This window comes from Nocardia neocaledoniensis (genome assembly GCF_029868625.1).
Taxonomy (GTDB): Bacteria; Actinomycetota; Actinomycetes; order Mycobacteriales; family Mycobacteriaceae; genus Nocardia; species Nocardia neocaledoniensis_A.
The window spans coordinates 1-15,024 of sequence record NZ_JARWOJ010000408.1 but is presented as its reverse complement, the minus strand read 5'-3'; the positions used below and the strand labels follow the sequence as shown (position 1 = coordinate 15,024).

Here is a 15,024-nt window from a genome sequence, read left to right as displayed (position 1 = left end):
GTGGCGGTCAGCATCTCGTCGACCGAGGCGTACTGCCCGGTGACGCCGAGCAGCGAGCGCACCGCGTTGGGCCGCTCGACCACGTCGTTGCCGAAGATCCTGGCGCTGCCGCCGTCGGGGCGCCGCCGCGGCGCGGGGACCCCGTCGCTCCCCGCGCTCGCGGTCGAAGGACTAGGGTGTCCTCGTGCTGAAAACTTTGACCGACCGCGAGTTGCTGGATTCGCTCGCGGACGTGGTGGAAACCAACCTGGCCAGGCACATCGAGGCCGCCGAGGGCTGGCAGCCGCACGATTTCGTGCCGTGGTCCGACGGCCGCAACTTCGCCTTCCTCGGCGGCGCCGACTGGACCCCGGAGCAGTCCGAGCTGAGCGAGACCGCCGCACTCGCGCTGACCGTGAGCGTGCTGGTTGCCGACAACCTGCCGTCCTACCACCGTGAGCTCGGCAAGCATCTGCGCACCGGTCCGTGGTGGCGCTGGGTCGGCCGGTGGACGGCGGAGGAGAACCGCCACGAGATCATGATCCGCAACTACCTCATGGTGACGCGCGCGGTCGACCCGGTCGCGCTCGAGCGGGCCCGCATGACCCACATGACCACCGGTTTCAACCGTCCGTCGCTGCACCTGATCGACGTGCTGGCCACCTGCGCCTTCGAGGAGCAGGCCGCCGCCATCCGCCACCGCAACACCGCCGCGCTCGGCGAGAATCCCGTCGTCACCGCGATCGCCGAGAAGCTGGCCGTCGACGACGAGCTGCAGGCCGAGTTCTTCGCCGTGCTGGTCGGCGCCGCCCTCGATCTGGTCCCCGACCAGGCTGTCCGCGCCATCGCCGATCAGGTCGCCGCTTTCCGCGTCCCGCAGGTGGAACTGCCCGGCGGCGGTTCCAGCGACGAAGCCCTGGCCGAGGCGGGCATCTACGATCCCGCGCGCGAAGGCGAGCTGGTGTTCAAGCCGCTGCTCGCGCGCTGGAACATCTTCACCCGCACCGATTTCAGCGAAGCGGGCGAGAAGGCTCGCGCCGAACTGGCGCACCTGGCCTGAGTTCCGCGCGCACGGCCGTCACCTCCGGAGGCGACGGCCGTGCGGCGTTTCAGGATTCGCGATCCACGTTCGCCATCGCCAGCACGTCGAGCTTCTGATCGAGTTCCTCGACCGTGAGCTTGTCCGGCGTGAGCCCGCGGTCGATCACGGTCTGCCGGATCGTCTTCTTCTCCCGCAGCGCCTGCTTGGCGACGGCGGCCGCCTCCTCGTAGCCGATGGCCGAGTTGAGCGGGGTGACGATCGACGGCGAGGACTCGGCGAGCGTGCGCAGACGTTCCTCGTCGGCGACCAGCCCGGTGACGCACTTGTCGGCGAAGAGCCGGGACACATTGGCCAGCAGGCGAATCGACTCGAGCAGGTTGCGGGCCATCACGGGGATGTAGACATTGAGCTCGAACGCGCCACTCGCACCACCGAACGCGATCGCGGCATCGTTGCCGACCACCTGCACCGCCACCTGCGTCACCGCTTCGGGCAGGACCGGATTCACCTTGCCGGGCATGATCGAACTACCGGGCTGCAGATCCGGCAGCTGCAGTTCGCCGAGGCCGGTGAGCGGGCCCGACCCCATCCAGCGGATATCGTTGGCGATCTTGGTCAGGCTCACCGCGATGGTGCGCAGCGCACCGGAGGCCTCGACCAGGCCGTCCCGCGCCGCCTGCGCCTCGAAGTGGTCGCGGGCCTCGCGCAGCGCGTCGATCCCGGTGGCGCGCACCAGTTCCGCGACGACCTTGGTGCCGAAACCCGCGGGCGCGTTGAGCCCGGTGCCCACCGCGGTGCCGCCGATCGGTAGCTCACCCAGCCGGGGCAGGGTGGCCAGCGCCCGCTCGATGCCCGCCGCGATCTGCCGGGTGTAGCCGCCGAACTCCTGGCCGAGGGTCACCGGCACCGCGTCCATCAGATGGGTGCGGCCGGACTTCACGACGGTGCGCCACTGCTCCGACTTGTCCAGCAGCGCCAGGCGCAGATGTTCCAGCGCGGGAACGAGATCGGTGACGACGGCCTCGGTCGCGGCCAGATGCGTCGCGGTGGGGAAGGTGTCGTTCGACGACTGCGACATGTTCACGTCGTCGTTGGGGTGCACGGTCACGCCGGCGCGTGCCGCGATCGAGGCGATCACCTCGTTGGCGTTCATGTTCGAGCTGGTGCCCGACCCGGTCTGGAACACATCGATCGGGAACTGATCGTCATGCAGGCCGTCGGCGATCTCGTTCGCCGCCGCGATGATCGCGTCGGCCTTGCCCGGATCGAGCAGGCCCAGCTCCTTGTTGACCTGCGCGCACGCGGCCTTCAGCAAGCCGAGCGCCCGGATCTGGGCTCGCTCCAGCCCGCGCCCGCTGATCGGGAAGTTCTCCACCGCCCGCTGCGTCTGCGCGCGCCACAACGCGTCGACCGGAACCCGAACCTCACCCATCGTGTCGTGCTCGATGCGGTACTGCACGTCGTCATCAGCCATGCCTCGACCCTAGGACGAGAACGCGGCGAATGGGGTCGCACCACCCAGCGGAAAATCCCACACCCCGATGGGGAATAGGGCGGTGTCCCCTTCGTCCGGATCGGCACTGCTATGGTCGGTCACGGACACGGGGTGCTCCGCCGACGCGGAGCTGAGAACACACCCGCGGAACCTGCTCAGGTAATGCTGACGAAGGGATGTCACGGCGTTGAGCGCGCACACCACCACGACGGGTCGGTTCACCGACCAGCTCTGGGACCAGACGAAGGTCCTGCGGGTCGCGATCGACGACCTCGAATTCCTGCGACGGCTCGGTGACGGCACGCTGCCGCCCGAGGTGTTCGCCACCTACATCGAGCAGGACTCGCTGTACCTGACCGGCTACGCGAAGGCCCTGGCCATCCTCGCCTCGAAGTCGCCCGATCCGCAGACCGCGGCGTTCTGGGCGAACTCCGCCGCGACCGCGGCTGCCGTCGAATCCGCGATGCACGCCGAACTGCTGGCCAGTGGCGCGCTGCCGCCGCGCACGGCCGCCCCGGAGCACTCGCAGACCTGCCTGGCGTACGTGTCGTACCTGATCGCCGCCGCGGCGACCGAGCCCTACGCCGTGGCCGCCGCCGCGGTGCTGCCCTGCTTCTGGATCTACGCCGAGGTGGGCCGCGACCTGGCCGCGAGCGCCGCGCAGGTCGTGGCCGCCGACCCGGACCATCCGTACGCGCGCTGGGTCACCACCTACGGCGCCGAGGACTTCCAGCAGACCGCGGCCACCGCGCGGACCCTGGTCGACCAGGCCGCCGACGCGGCGACCGACGCCGAGCGGGCGGCGATGTCGAGCGCGTTCACGCTGGCGACGCGCTACGAGTTGCTGTTCTGGGACACCGCCCTGCACCCGCAGCCCTGGCCCGCCGGATGAGCGGCCGGCTGCGCCGCGCGCTCGCGGTTGTCGTCACTTCGGTCGCTCTGTTGTCGGCGCTCACCGCCTGCGGTTCCGGCGGCGGCTCCGACGACAAGATCCGCTTCGCGCTGGACTGGACTCCGAACACCAACCACACCGGTCTCTACGTCGCGATGCAGCAGGGCTTCTTCGCCGACGCCGGCCTGGACGTGGAGATCCTGCCGTACAACAACACCTCGGTCGACACGGTGATCGATGCCGGGAACGCGGAATTCGGCATCAGCACCCACAATTCCGCGACCTTCGCCCGTGCGGCGGGCGCGCACACCAAGTCGGTGCTCGCGCCACTGCAACACTGGGCGACCGGGATCGGCGTGCGCGCCGACCGGGCCGACCTCGTGACCCCGAAGGATCTGGACGGCAAGACCTACGCCGGGTTCGGCGACCCGGGCGAGAAGGAGGCCCTGCAGCAGGTCATCCGAAATGCCGGTGGCACCGGCGATTTCACCTCGGTGACCCTGGGCTCGTCGGCCTACGAGGCGGTCTATTCGGGCAAGGCCGACTTCACCGTCTCCTACCTGGCCTGGGAGGGCATCGAAGCCGAGCACCACGGCACGCCCATGCGGTACTTCCGCTACACCGATTTCGGCTTCCCCGACGCGTACGCCATCCTGATCAACGCCAACGAGGACTGGCTCACCGCCAACCCCGACCGCGCCCGCAAGTTCGTGCAGGCCCTGCAACGCGGCTACCAGGTCGCCGCCGACGATCCGGACGCGGCGGCTCGCGACCTCCTCGCCGCGAACCCCGGCGCTTTCAACGACGAGAAGCTGGTCTTCGAGAGCCAGCGGATGCTGGCCGAACAGTTCATGAAGGGCCCCGACGGCCGGGTCGGCGGCCAGACCCGCGAGCAGTGGGCGGCCAACTCGGGCTTCCTGTTCCGCGGTGGTCTGCTGGCCGGGCCCGACGGCGCCGCGCTGACCGCCGAGCCGGACTGGTCGACCTACTTCACCAATGAGTACCTCACCAACCCGTGAGGTAGGTCCCCGCCTCCGCTGGGTCCTGCCGTCGGTGGTGACGGTGGCCGCGCTGGTCGTGGTCTGGCAGGTCTATGTCACCGTCAGCGGCATCCGTCCCCAGGTGCTGCCGTCGCCGCTGCGGGTCGTGCGGCAGGGGTGGGCGCATCGCGAGGAGATCGGCTCGCACGCGTCCGCGACCCTGCAGGTGACGCTGCTCGGGTTCGCGCTCTCGCTGACCCTGGCGTGGCTGCTCGCGATCGTCGTCGATTTCTCGCCGTGGTTGCGGCGCGCGTTCGTGCCCCTGTTCGTCGCGTCGCAGACCCTGCCGATCGTGGCGATCGCGCCCCTGATGATCATCTGGTTCGGCTTCGGGCTGCTGCCCAAGATCCTGGTGGTCTCGCTGGTGACCTTCTTCCCGATGGTGATCGGCCTGATCGAAGGTTTCGCCGCGGCCGACCGCGAAGCCGGTGCGCTGCTGCGCAGTATGGGCGCGTCCCGCACGCAGGAGTTCCGGTACGTGCGGCTGCCCTCGGCGGTGCCGCGCTTCTTCACCGCCCTGCGCATCGGGATCACCTACGCGGTGGTCGGCGCCGTGTTCGCCGAATATGTCGGTGCCAGCAAGGGTTTGGGCATCTACATGAGCCTGCAGAAGAACTCGTTCCGTACCGATCTGGTCCTGGCGGCAGTGCTCGTCACCGCCCTGCTGAGCATCCTGCTGTACCTGGCCACCTTCGTCGTCGAACGTCTCGTCGCGCCGTGGGCGCTCGCCGAGGGGAGGAGCGGCCGTGCCTGAGGACCGTCTGGTCGTCGACCAGCTACGCAAGTCCTACCCCCGCCGCGGGCGCCACACCCCGGACCTCGAGGTGCTCGGTGGGGTCTCGTTCACCGTCCGCCCCGGCGAGTTCGTCAGCGTCATCGGCCCGAGCGGCTGCGGCAAGAGCACCGTCTTCAACATGCTCGCCGGTCTGGAAACCCCCGACTCCGGCACCGCCGAATTCCGCGGCACGGCCCCCGCCACGCACTGCGCCTACATGCCCCAGCGCGACCTGCTGTTCCCCTGGCGCACCATCCTCGACAACACCATCCTCGGCCTCCAGGTCCAGGGCGTCCCACGCGCCGAAGCCCGCCGCCGCGCCGGCGAACTGTTCCCCGTCTTCGGCCTCGCCGGCTTCGAGAACGCCCGCCCCGCCCACCTCTCCGGCGGCATGCGCCAACGCGCCGCGCTCCTGCGCACCGTCGTCCAGGACCGCGATCTACTCCTCCTCGACGAACCCTTCGGCGCCCTCGACTCCCTCACCCGCACCGAAATGCAAACCTGGCTCCAGGAGGTCTGGCAGCGCTACCGCTGGACCGTCCTCATGATCACCCACGACATCCGCGAGGCCGTTTATCTCTCGGACCGGGTGTTGGTCCTCTCCGCCCGACCCGCGGTCGTTCGCCATGATCTGACCATCGACCTACCGCGCCCGCGGGATTTGTCGCTCATCACGAGCCCTGAATTCGCGGCTCTGGAGCAGGAGCTTCTGGAGATCCTGCATGAGGAGTCGCGGCGGGCGATGGAGGAACAGCAGGTCACGAGGACCCTCCGTGCTTCTGCGACAGGCTCTACAGCTCTGCCGCCACCTCGGGGTACTCGGTCGTGATCAAGCGATACACGGCCCGCTCGACGGAGGGGAGATCAACCTCGGCCACTTCGCGGACGATCTCCCAGTCGAGACTGAAGTAGGCGTGCACTGCGTGGTTGCGAAAGCCCCTGATCTGACGCCACGGAAGCTCGGACAGTTTTCTCTGACGTCGTCGGTTACGCACGAAGCTGGCTCCCCGATGACGAGGAGCTGGCAAAGCACAGCGTTTTGGAGGATCTCGTCCGTTGCCCAGTCGCCATCCCTTCCGTCGATCCAGCGGAGCACAGTTCGGGAGGCGATAACGATGTCGGCGAGGAATAGGGCGTTGCTGCGGCGATCACGCGGCGGCATACAGCACCCGGGCTTCGGCAAGGACGCGCTCACGGATCACTCTGTTGAGGCCGGCCTTCGGTACCAGGTCGAGGGGTGTCCCCAGCAGTTCGGTCAACCGATCGGCAAGCTCGAAGAACGCCAGACCACGCACCGCATGAGGACCGCGAACGTAGAGCAGATCGACGTCACTCGACCTCGGTGTCGTCACCACGAGCGACCGAGCCGAAGACCGCGAGCTCTGTGACGCCGTACTCGGCACACAGCTTGCGGATCGCCGGAAGGAGGGGATCAGCTCCTCACGCTTCATACCGCCATGATGTCAAATCCGGATCGTGAATGCACGAGGCGCAAACAGGATTCCTGCACCTCGGATGGGTCGATCGTGGTCCTGCATGCCATCGCCGGGCTGCCACCCGGTCGATCGTTTGGAGTACGCGCCAGAGACCGGACCCGATGACCAGATCAACTCCGCTCTCCAGGACGTGGCGATGGCCGGGCGGGTTCGCCGGTCACGCTCTGGAGCCAGTGAAGGGCTGAGCATCCAGCAGGCGCGACGAGATCTGAAAGTCTGGGCCCAACGCGACATCTTGGAACCTGTCGGCCGACCCAGAGCGCGCTATTACGTTGAGGGGGAGAGATTCCCCGAGAACATACTGATGACGGCTCCAACGCCGACTGGCCTGGTGGATCCATATCGTTTCAGGTTATAGAAGGAAATTCTGAGGCGATTCAGCTCTGTCGGTCTATCAGCAATGAATCAACGATTCGCACGGGATACAACCCCAGCGTCAGCTCGCCGACTAGTCCATGGCCACCGGTGTGTATCGAGATAAAGCCACGTTTATCCGCGACTATCGCTTGCACCGACTCGCGGCTTATCAGGAATTTGGTAGCCGCTACCCTCCGCTCCGGCCGACCCCCTAATCAGATGTTGGTAGGGAAGATCAGGATTTGACCAGGGGAAATGAACGCTCGTCGTGCTGAATCCCTATCTGACACAGCGCCTCTCGAATCCAAGAGCACAATTCCGGGCTCGAGGTCCAGGGCCGCTGCCCCATCGTCGAACACCAAGAGCGTGCCGCAAACGATCAGGCGGCCGTCGCATACTGATACGCCCGTCGGAGGGGTGTCGTCCGATGGGTTGTCATCCCGGAGGATGCGCAGATCAGGCGAATCGTCATCGACCTCGAGCTCGATGTCACAGGATTCCCCACTTCTAACGACACCGCCTCCACGCCAGGTCGCCGGCCATTCGCTAGTGCCCGACCGGACAATTCCACGCATTCCGGGAGTCAAGTGCGTGACAGCTGTGATCAGCATCAGAATTAGTCTGCCGTATAGGGGAGCTTGATGCCGGTGGTTGACACCATCGCCTTGAGCGCTAGCTTCGGACCGTCCCGATGTAGGCGCATCTCGTGCAGGGTCGATCGGTCGAGTGCCGACACCCGGTCCTTGAAAATATCCGGTACACTTCGCGCGCCTGGGATTGTATCGAACCAGCTCAACGGGCTCCTTGTGGTCGAAACTGTTAATGCCCAGACAACTCTAACGTGGCATTCGTATCTAAAGTGATGTTACGGTCGGTCGGTAGGCGTCTGATTGCTTTGGGGAAGAGTAAATGAATATAGCGCACCTCCTTCTTTGATCGCAGAAACTTCTGTGCCGCGAAGATGTAATTCTCCTCGATGTGTCATGTCAATGAAATCCCATTCTAAACCGTATTTAAAAATTGATACAATGGTCACATTCCAGGTTCGAACGAACTGTTCGGGGCTGATTTCATCACCCTTCCGCACCGTCCCTCCGGTGCATCGCACAACTGCAGTCGCGGTCTCCTCTCCTGTTTGTTGAACGTAGTCGACGATAAAAGATCCGCTATTTTCCATAGCCTGCTGCCCTTTCGATGAATTGACTTACTTGCGATGATGTCAGCTTGGGGGTTTCGCGCAATAGCGTCGTGATGTCCTCCACTCCAATACGATTCGGTATACTGATCCCCATGTCTTGAAGTATGGCACGTGCCACACTCGCCGGAACTGCAACACTGGCAGAATTAGCGAAATCGCCGGGACGCATATTGAGCGGGACCTCGGCTTCATCTGCAGAGAAGAGCGATCCTTCGAGGCGCTCAACTCCCTGTATGTCGCCGGGTCTAGCAATCTGTACTACTCCGTCGCCAAAGTTCTCTCCATGGGTGCCGAAGATGGTTGCGACACCGGGGTCGGTAGATGTAGGTGTTACGCCTACGCGTTGGGCCGCAGGGCTTCCTTCGTAGCCCTCTGTCGTTCCACGAAATAGTGGGGAGCACGATTCTGGTGCAAGGCCCAACGGATCCGACCAGGCGAGTGGGTTAAATGGGTATGTGTTCGGATTGCGGGCAGGGCCAAGACCGAGTGGGTCATTCGTGAGAAATCTCCCCGTCTCGCTATCGTAATAGCGGAAACGGTTATAGTAGCATCCAATCTCTGGGTCCAGGAACTGTCCTTGAAAACCTATGGGAGTGGATTCACCATGCCACGTTCTACTTCCCCATAAGCTAGCCGCGGCAGCGCCAGTGCTGCGTCCTTTCATAGAGTCAATTAGTTCCGTCGGTGCGCCGGAAATATCAGTCACGATGACGGAGGGTCGGCTGCAGTGTTCTCCATATTGGTGCTGTACAAGTGGAGTGTTACCACCTGGGACGTGGTTCCACCTGTACGTGGACTGGCGGTCGGCGGCCTCGAGTATCCGCGCGGAGTCCCAGGAGAAGTATTGGGCTTCAATAGTTTTCTTGTTCGCGTCTAATCGGCGCTTGATCGTGCGGCGTCGTAGCGCGTCATAACTGTACTGCCACCACTCCTGGTCGGGTGTGTAAACATCAGTTAATTGGTCGAAGGCGTCGTAGCGGTAGTGCCAGACTGCCGGTTTACGGGAGATTCTGGTGGTGACTTTGCGGATGAGGCGGCCTGCGGGGTCGTAGTAGTAGCGGTTGCGGCCGTCGCGGACCAGAAGGTTGTTGTGGTATTCGCGGCCCTCCATCTGCTGATGAGCGGGCGGGGCTGCCGGAGCGGGTTCGTTGAGGAGGCTCGCGGTGATGTTGGAGAGGGCGTCGTATTCGTAGGCCTCGGCAACCGCGTTGTCGCGTGTGACGGTGCCAACGCGGCCGATGGGATCGAGGGCGTAGGTGGCTTGGGTGGTGCCGACATCTGGGCGTGTGGTGATGTGGTGTGTGAGGTAGCCGTCGGGGCGGTAGGAGTAGTCGTCGCGGCGGATGGTGAAAGGAGCTGGGCGGTGCGACGTCGAGGGGCCGTACTCGCCGAGGTCGAGAGTGAATTCCTGGGCGGGGAAGCCGGTGACGTGTTGGGAGGCGATGTTGCCGGTGGGGGTGAATGTTCGGTCGATCTGGACTTCGCCGATGCGCCAGCCGGTGAGGCGGCCTGCTGGGTCGTGGGTGAAGGTGACATCGGTACCGTCGGCAGTCATGGCGGCGACGTGGCCGAGCGCATTGTGTTGCCAGGTTGTCGTGCCGCCGGTGGGGGTGGTTCGGCGGATGCGGCGGTTGCGATGGTCGTATTCGTTGACCATCGGTGGTTGGTCGTCGAGCTGTTGGGTCGCGACTTGGCCGGTGGGGGTATAGGTGAACTGCAGGGTGTGGGTGCGGGTTTCGTCGGTGCCGTTGATGGCTGTGAGGACCCGGCCTGCGGGGTCGTGGGTATACGCGAGATATTCACCGGTGTCGGCGGTGATCGAGGTGAGGTTGCCGAGAACGTCGTACCGGTGATGGCGGGTGATACCCGTCGCGGGGGTGACGGTGGCGATTCGACCGGTGTTCGTGTGGGTGTATGTGGTGGTCGCGCCGGTGTAGTCGGTTTCGGATATCAGACGGCCGGTGGTGTCATAGTCGTAGGTCCAGCGTTGGCCGAGGGGGTTGATGACGGCGGTAAGCTGGAGTTCGGTGTTGTAGAGGTACCGGGTGGTCGAGCCGTCAGGGTCGGTTCGGGTCGCGACCTTGTCGTAGCCCCAGTAGGTGTATGAGGTGGTTCCGCCGTTACGGTCGGTATGGGTGAGGAGATTGTTCTCGCCGTCGTAGCTCCACGTTTCGGCGTAGCCGTCCGGATCAAGGCGGCGAGTGGGTTTGCCTTCGGGTGTCCACTCGTAGTGGGTCGTGTTGCCGAGCGGGTCAGTGATCTGTATCGGTCGGCCGAACGCGTCTCGACGGATTTCGGTCTTCGCGCCGAAGGGATCGCTGACCGTGGAAGGTAGTCCTGCGGCGTCTACTTCGATGCGCGTAACGGCACTGTCTGGGTCACGGATCTCCGTGACTGCGCCATTCGCGCTGTGACCGAACTGAGTTCGTGCGCCCGCCTGGTCGGTTACTGCGACGAGGTTTCCTGCGTTGTCCCACTCCCGACGAACGATGGTGCCGTCGGGATTCATGACGGTAGATGGCCGGTTGGGGTAGGCGTAGTCGACCGTGATGTCGGTGCCGTCTGGTCGGATGATCTTGCAGACGTCACCATCGTCGGTGTACTCGTAGCGAGTGACGGAACCATCCGGCTCGGTCACCGACAGAGGATTGCGGTGGGAGTTATAGTCGATGTGGCGGCGACCGCCATCGGGGGAGATCGTGTCGCGCAGGCGTAGGTCGGTGTCGAAGCCATAGCCCGTCGCGCCGCCGCGGGAGTCGGTGATACGTGTGAGTTTGCCGGTGCCGTTACCGAACTCGACATACTCGAATTCGGAGTTCATGACCCCGTCACGGCCAGATTGTTTGATGACCCGGCCGGCTTCATCGTAAGTATTGACGATCCAGCTGCCATTGGAGTCGGTCCACGACAGCATCCGATGCTGGTCGTCATAAGTAAAGTGGGTGGTGCCACCGACACCGTTGACCGCGATGGTCAGCTCGCCGTACTCGTAGCCGAATTCCCGGATCTTCGTACGTGTTTCGACGTCATCGACCGCGCCGACGACCCACATCGCGGCGACTCGACCGCCGAATGAGTCCAGCACGACTCGGTATCCGCCGGAGTGGGTGATCTCCGTGGGATCGCCGTTGCTGTTGTAGTGGAACCTGATTCGATTGTTGTGGCGGTCGGTGATCGCGGAAATGGCGAAGTTTCCGAGCAGCGTGTCGAGGCCGTTGAGCGCCGGCTCGGGGGCGAAATGCCACACCAGCTCCCGGTCGGGGTCCCAAAGTCGGTAGCCGCCGATGTCGGTGCGGGTCAACTTCCAGCGTTGACCACCGGCGATCGGTTCCACGCCGACACCGACCTCGGCATGGGGGTAGGGAAGCAGCATGCCGTCTTCGAAGACGACGGTGACATAGTCGTCTTCGACGACCACGCGCATGTCGACGGTGGCTGACCAGGATGGGCCGAACCAGCGACCGTGTCGGTAGTTGGAACGATGTGCTCGTTTCAGTGCGAGCCGCAGGATGCCGGGTAGGTCGACATCGGTGAAGGGAAGCAGGAATTCGCCGGTGGCGGCATTGACCGGGTCGCGGCACTCCGTGCTCTGATCAGGTGTGGAGTCGGTCTCGGGTGGATTGCGTTGTCCGGACTCGCCGACGCCGGGCTCCCCGTTCTTGCCCGCGTCCGTGTCCGCGCGGTGCTCCGGGGTGTTGGGCGGCTCGGGCGTCGCCCCGTTCTCAGCGGGGGGACCGCCTGTCTGAGTGCTGTCGTTGTTGTCGCCGGAAGGACTGTCTTCGTCAGGGCGGGCAGCGGGATTCCCGGTGTCGTCGGTGTGCGTGGCAGGTGGCACGTCGTCGCCGGCGTCCGATGGTTTGTCGCCCTCGGAATGTGTTGCCGGAGAGCCTGAGTCAGGGTCAGGGGAGTGGCCCTCGGGCGAGGCTGCCGCTGGGTTCGGGTTGTGCCCATCGCCGTTGGCGGGCCGATCTGCCGGGTTGTCGGGGGAGTCCGGACTCGCGGCGGGATTGTTCTCGGGTGCGTTGGGCGCCTGCGTATCCGGATCAGGAGTAGCTGCGTGCGGCGATGGGTCCCCGCTGTTGGGTGCGGCGTCGTCCGTCGCGTTGGTGAGGGGCGAATCAGGTGACTCCGGGGTCGCCGCAGGTGCGGTGTCACCGACCTGTGTGGCGGGACTCGGACTCGCCGGGACTGCCGCCGGGTTCTCGGGATTCGCGGCGGCGGGATTGGTGCCGGAGCCCTGCGGTGACGCGGCAGGGGAATCGCCGCTGTGGCCGGCGGGATTCGTCGGTGCCGACGGGCTCTCCGGTGTGGCAGCGGGATTCGTCGCGGGGGCTGCGGGGCTGTCCGGAGTGGCGGCCGCCGGCTGGGTTCTGGGCGTCTCGGGAGCGTTGCGGCCGGCGGTCCCGGCCGCGTCATCGATGACGTTGCGACCCGCGTTGCCGAGGCGGGCAGCCTCGGAAGCCTTGTCGACGACCGTGGCACCGGCTTTGGCGGCACCACCCGCACCACCGGTCGCGGCGGTCAGCAGCGCGTCACCGGCGAGCGCGCCCAACGCTTCGGACGGGTTCGTCTTGAACCCCGCCAGCATCGCCGCGCCCGTCGCTTTGGGGTCGGCGGCGGCCAGGACCATGCCGGTGCCGAGGTCCGACATCTTCGACATGTACTCGGCCGGGTGGGTGATGTTGTAGGCGTCGATGGGGGAGATGGAGCGGACGAACTGGACCATGCCGGTCAGCGAGGTGAGCAGGCCGGTGCTGAAGTTCAGGCGGGCCTGTTCCATGGCGGCGCCGAGGTCTTCGAAGTTGCTGCCCCAGCGGGACAGGAACGGCGGCTCGGTGGGCGCGGTGGCGGTGGCGGCGCTGATGGCGGCCACGGCGGCGTCGGCGGCGTTGTCGCGCTGGGTGCGGGCGCCGGACAGGATCGCGCGGGCGGCGTCGCGGATGCTGGTCCAGGTGTCGGTGAGGTTCTTGCCCTTGCGGTCGTCGTCGGAGAGGGCGTTCCAGGCGTTCTTACGGTCGCGTTCCTCGCGGTCGGCTTCCTCCCACTTCGCGATGGCGTCGGCGGCCTTGGCCTGGGCGGCGGTGACCTCGTGGGACCAGGCGTCGAGGGCGGTCTTGGCCTTACTCATCGCGTCGGCGCCGTCCCACCAGAGCTTGGGCTGCTTGGCGAACTCCTCGTCGAACGCGGCGGCGGCGTCGCCGGTCCAGTCGGCGGTGTCGATCTTGCGTAGGGCGTCACCGGTTTGTTCGATCGCGGTGCCGATCTTGCCCAGATGACCGGTGACCTCGTTGATCTTGGCGACATCGCCGCGGATCAGTTCTTTGGGATCAGTGGTTTCGCCGAGTTCCTTCTCCGGGACGGCGCCGCCGGTGGCGTCGACGACTTTGTCGCCGAGATCGTCGAGCCATTCCGACAACCCGTCGGCGCCAACGGCTTTAGCGACTTTCGACTCGGCGTCCAGGACGGTGTTGTAGGCCTGGCCCACCTTCTCCGTCGCCGATTCGACCCCGTCCTCGATCGCGTCACCGACACTGTTGAGGAAGTCCCCGATTCCCATCTACAGCGATTCCCCCGTCTTGGCCGCAGGCTGTTGTGATTCTTTGATCTCGGCGACATGGGCGGCGACGCCGGTGTCGAGGCTGTAGGCCCTGTCCGGATTCTCGAGCAGATACTGGCCGGCCGATCCCAGCGTCGACAGGTTGTCACCCATGTGTGAGAAGGCGTCGCCGAACGAGGACGCGCTGTAGTCGGGCTGGGCGGCGAGGTTCCAGGTGTTGTTGGACAGCACCTGGCCCCAGTCCATCTTCTCGATGTCTTCCCTGGTCGCGTGGGGGTTCCCGGCCAGGTGGGTGAAGGCTTGTTTGAGGGCGTTGGAGGCCTGCTGGTCGATCAAGTAGTAGCGACCCGCCGAGAGGTCGAGGATCTTGGCGATCTCGTTGCCGGACTGCACCAGGGCCCGGATGCCCCAGGACCAGCGTTCGGTGAAGGTCTCGAAGGTGGTCTGCACGTTGGCTTTTCCGGCTTCCATCGCCGACATCGCGAGTTGGGAGAAGCCGCGGCCGACGGCGCCGGTCTCGCCGACGCCGAGATCGGAGAGTTCGCTGATGATGCCGGTGATCCCGTTCGCGGCCTGGGTGAGCAGGGCGGGATCGACGTTCAGGTCAGACATCGGTCTGGTCTTCCGCCACGGCGGGCGGGAAGGTCATCGGGTGGGCGCCGAGCATGTCCACCGCCACGCCGGTCGGTTCGGGCTGAGCGGCGGCGAATTCCGACAGGCGGCGGCCGAGGAAAGTGTGGAAGCGGTATTCCTGCTCGGCGACCACGCCGCGGGCGGTCATGAACTGGGCGTACTCGGTGACGCCGGTGAACGCGCACAGCCAGGCGATGCCGCCGGATTCGAGAGTGAAGACGCGGTCGTCGGGGCCCATCAGCGGGACCAGCAAGGCCGAGGATTCGAAGGCTGCCACCAGTTCGGTGGGGGCGCCGAATCCGGCGTAGAACGCGGCGATCTCCGAACGCAGTCGTCCGGAATCGACCTCGATGACAGACATGCCCGTGACCCCTCCCGTTCCGGACGCTGTGCGAGCCACGGTAGCGAACCGCTATGCGGTCGGCAACGCGGAAGGGGGGGGGGGGGGGGGGGGGGGGGGGGGGGGGGGGGGGGGGGGGGGGGGGGGGGGGGGGGGGGGGGGGGGGGGGGGGGGGGGGGGGGGGGGGGGGGGGGGGGGGGGGGGGGGGGGGGGGGGGGGG

Annotated in this window: 11 protein-coding genes, 1 pseudogene and 1 riboswitch; of the genes and pseudogenes, 5 read left to right on the top strand and 7 right to left on the bottom strand. The window is 65.8% G+C overall.

Annotated features, from left to right (window positions below; all coding sequences use genetic code 11):
* A pseudogene (locus tag QH270_RS32310) lies at positions 1 to 122 on the bottom strand (daunorubicin/doxorubicin resistance ABC transporter ATP-binding protein DrrA); the annotation flags it as partial.
* 62 nt (positions 123 to 184) lie between these two features.
* On the opposite strand from QH270_RS32310, the gene QH270_RS32305 reads away from it, so the two are divergent.
* Positions 185 to 1,039, top strand: coding sequence for an acyl-ACP desaturase (locus tag QH270_RS32305; RefSeq protein ID WP_280348368.1), 855 nt, complete (start codon positions 185 to 187; stop codon positions 1,037 to 1,039).
* A 49-nt stretch (positions 1,040 to 1,088) separates the two neighbouring features.
* Here QH270_RS32305 and QH270_RS32300 read toward each other — a convergent pair whose 3' ends face one another.
* Positions 1,089 to 2,495, bottom strand: coding sequence for a class II fumarate hydratase (locus QH270_RS32300; RefSeq protein WP_280348366.1), 1,407 nt, complete (start codon positions 2,493 to 2,495; stop codon positions 1,089 to 1,091).
* A gap of 118 nt (positions 2,496 to 2,613) precedes the next feature.
* Positions 2,614 to 2,710: riboswitch (TPP riboswitch) on the top strand.
* Here QH270_RS32300 and QH270_RS32295 point away from each other — a divergent pair.
* The 4 genes from QH270_RS32295 to QH270_RS32280 all read left to right on the top strand — a co-directional run bounded on the left by QH270_RS32295 (position 2,704) and on the right by QH270_RS32280 (position 6,052).
* A complete protein-coding gene (locus QH270_RS32295) occupies positions 2,704 to 3,408 on the top strand; it encodes a TenA family protein (RefSeq protein WP_280348365.1) in 705 nt (234 codons plus the stop codon). (Overlaps the previous riboswitch by 7 nt.)
* Entirely contained in the window at positions 3,405 to 4,427 is a 1,023-nt protein-coding gene (locus QH270_RS32290; RefSeq protein ID WP_280348363.1) for an ABC transporter substrate-binding protein, read from the top strand. Before QH270_RS32295 ends, QH270_RS32290 begins: the two co-directional genes overlap by 4 nt.
* The gene (locus tag QH270_RS32285; protein ID WP_280348361.1) at positions 4,405 to 5,202 is read left to right on the top strand and encodes an ABC transporter permease; all 798 of its coding nucleotides are present in this window, start codon (positions 4,405 to 4,407) and stop codon (positions 5,200 to 5,202) included. Before QH270_RS32290 ends, QH270_RS32285 begins: the two co-directional genes overlap by 23 nt.
* Positions 5,195 to 6,052, top strand: a complete 858-nt coding sequence (locus QH270_RS32280) for an ABC transporter ATP-binding protein (RefSeq protein WP_280348359.1) — start codon at positions 5,195 to 5,197, stop codon at positions 6,050 to 6,052. Before QH270_RS32285 ends, QH270_RS32280 begins: the two co-directional genes overlap by 8 nt.
* Here QH270_RS32280 and QH270_RS34775 read toward each other — a convergent pair.
* The 5 genes from QH270_RS34775 to QH270_RS32260 form a co-directional block, all read right to left on the bottom strand.
* Positions 6,015 to 6,218 (bottom strand): HepT-like ribonuclease domain-containing protein, encoded by a 204-nt coding sequence (locus QH270_RS34775; RefSeq protein WP_432420465.1) that lies wholly within the window; start codon positions 6,216 to 6,218, stop codon positions 6,015 to 6,017. The two genes, QH270_RS32280 and QH270_RS34775, sit on opposite strands and share 38 nt — an antisense overlap.
* A 153-nt stretch (positions 6,219 to 6,371) precedes the next feature.
* Positions 6,372 to 6,578 carry a nucleotidyltransferase family protein gene (locus QH270_RS32275; protein ID WP_280348357.1) on the bottom strand — a complete coding sequence of 69 codons (207 nt, stop codon included), beginning with the start codon at positions 6,576 to 6,578 and terminating at the stop codon, positions 6,372 to 6,374.
* A gap of 1,664 nt (positions 6,579 to 8,242) precedes the next feature.
* Positions 8,243 to 13,831, bottom strand: a complete 5,589-nt coding sequence (locus tag QH270_RS32270) for a putative T7SS-secreted protein (RefSeq protein WP_280348356.1) — start codon at positions 13,829 to 13,831, stop codon at positions 8,243 to 8,245.
* On the bottom strand, positions 13,832 to 14,443 hold the full coding sequence (locus QH270_RS32265; protein WP_280348354.1) for a hypothetical protein: 612 nt from the start codon (positions 14,441 to 14,443) through the stop codon (positions 13,832 to 13,834).
* Complete coding sequence (locus QH270_RS32260) at positions 14,436 to 14,825, bottom strand: SseB family protein (protein ID WP_280348352.1); 390 nt, start codon at positions 14,823 to 14,825, stop codon at positions 14,436 to 14,438. Before QH270_RS32260 ends, QH270_RS32265 begins: the two co-directional genes overlap by 8 nt.
* Positions 14,826 to 15,024: the final 199 nt, after the last annotated feature.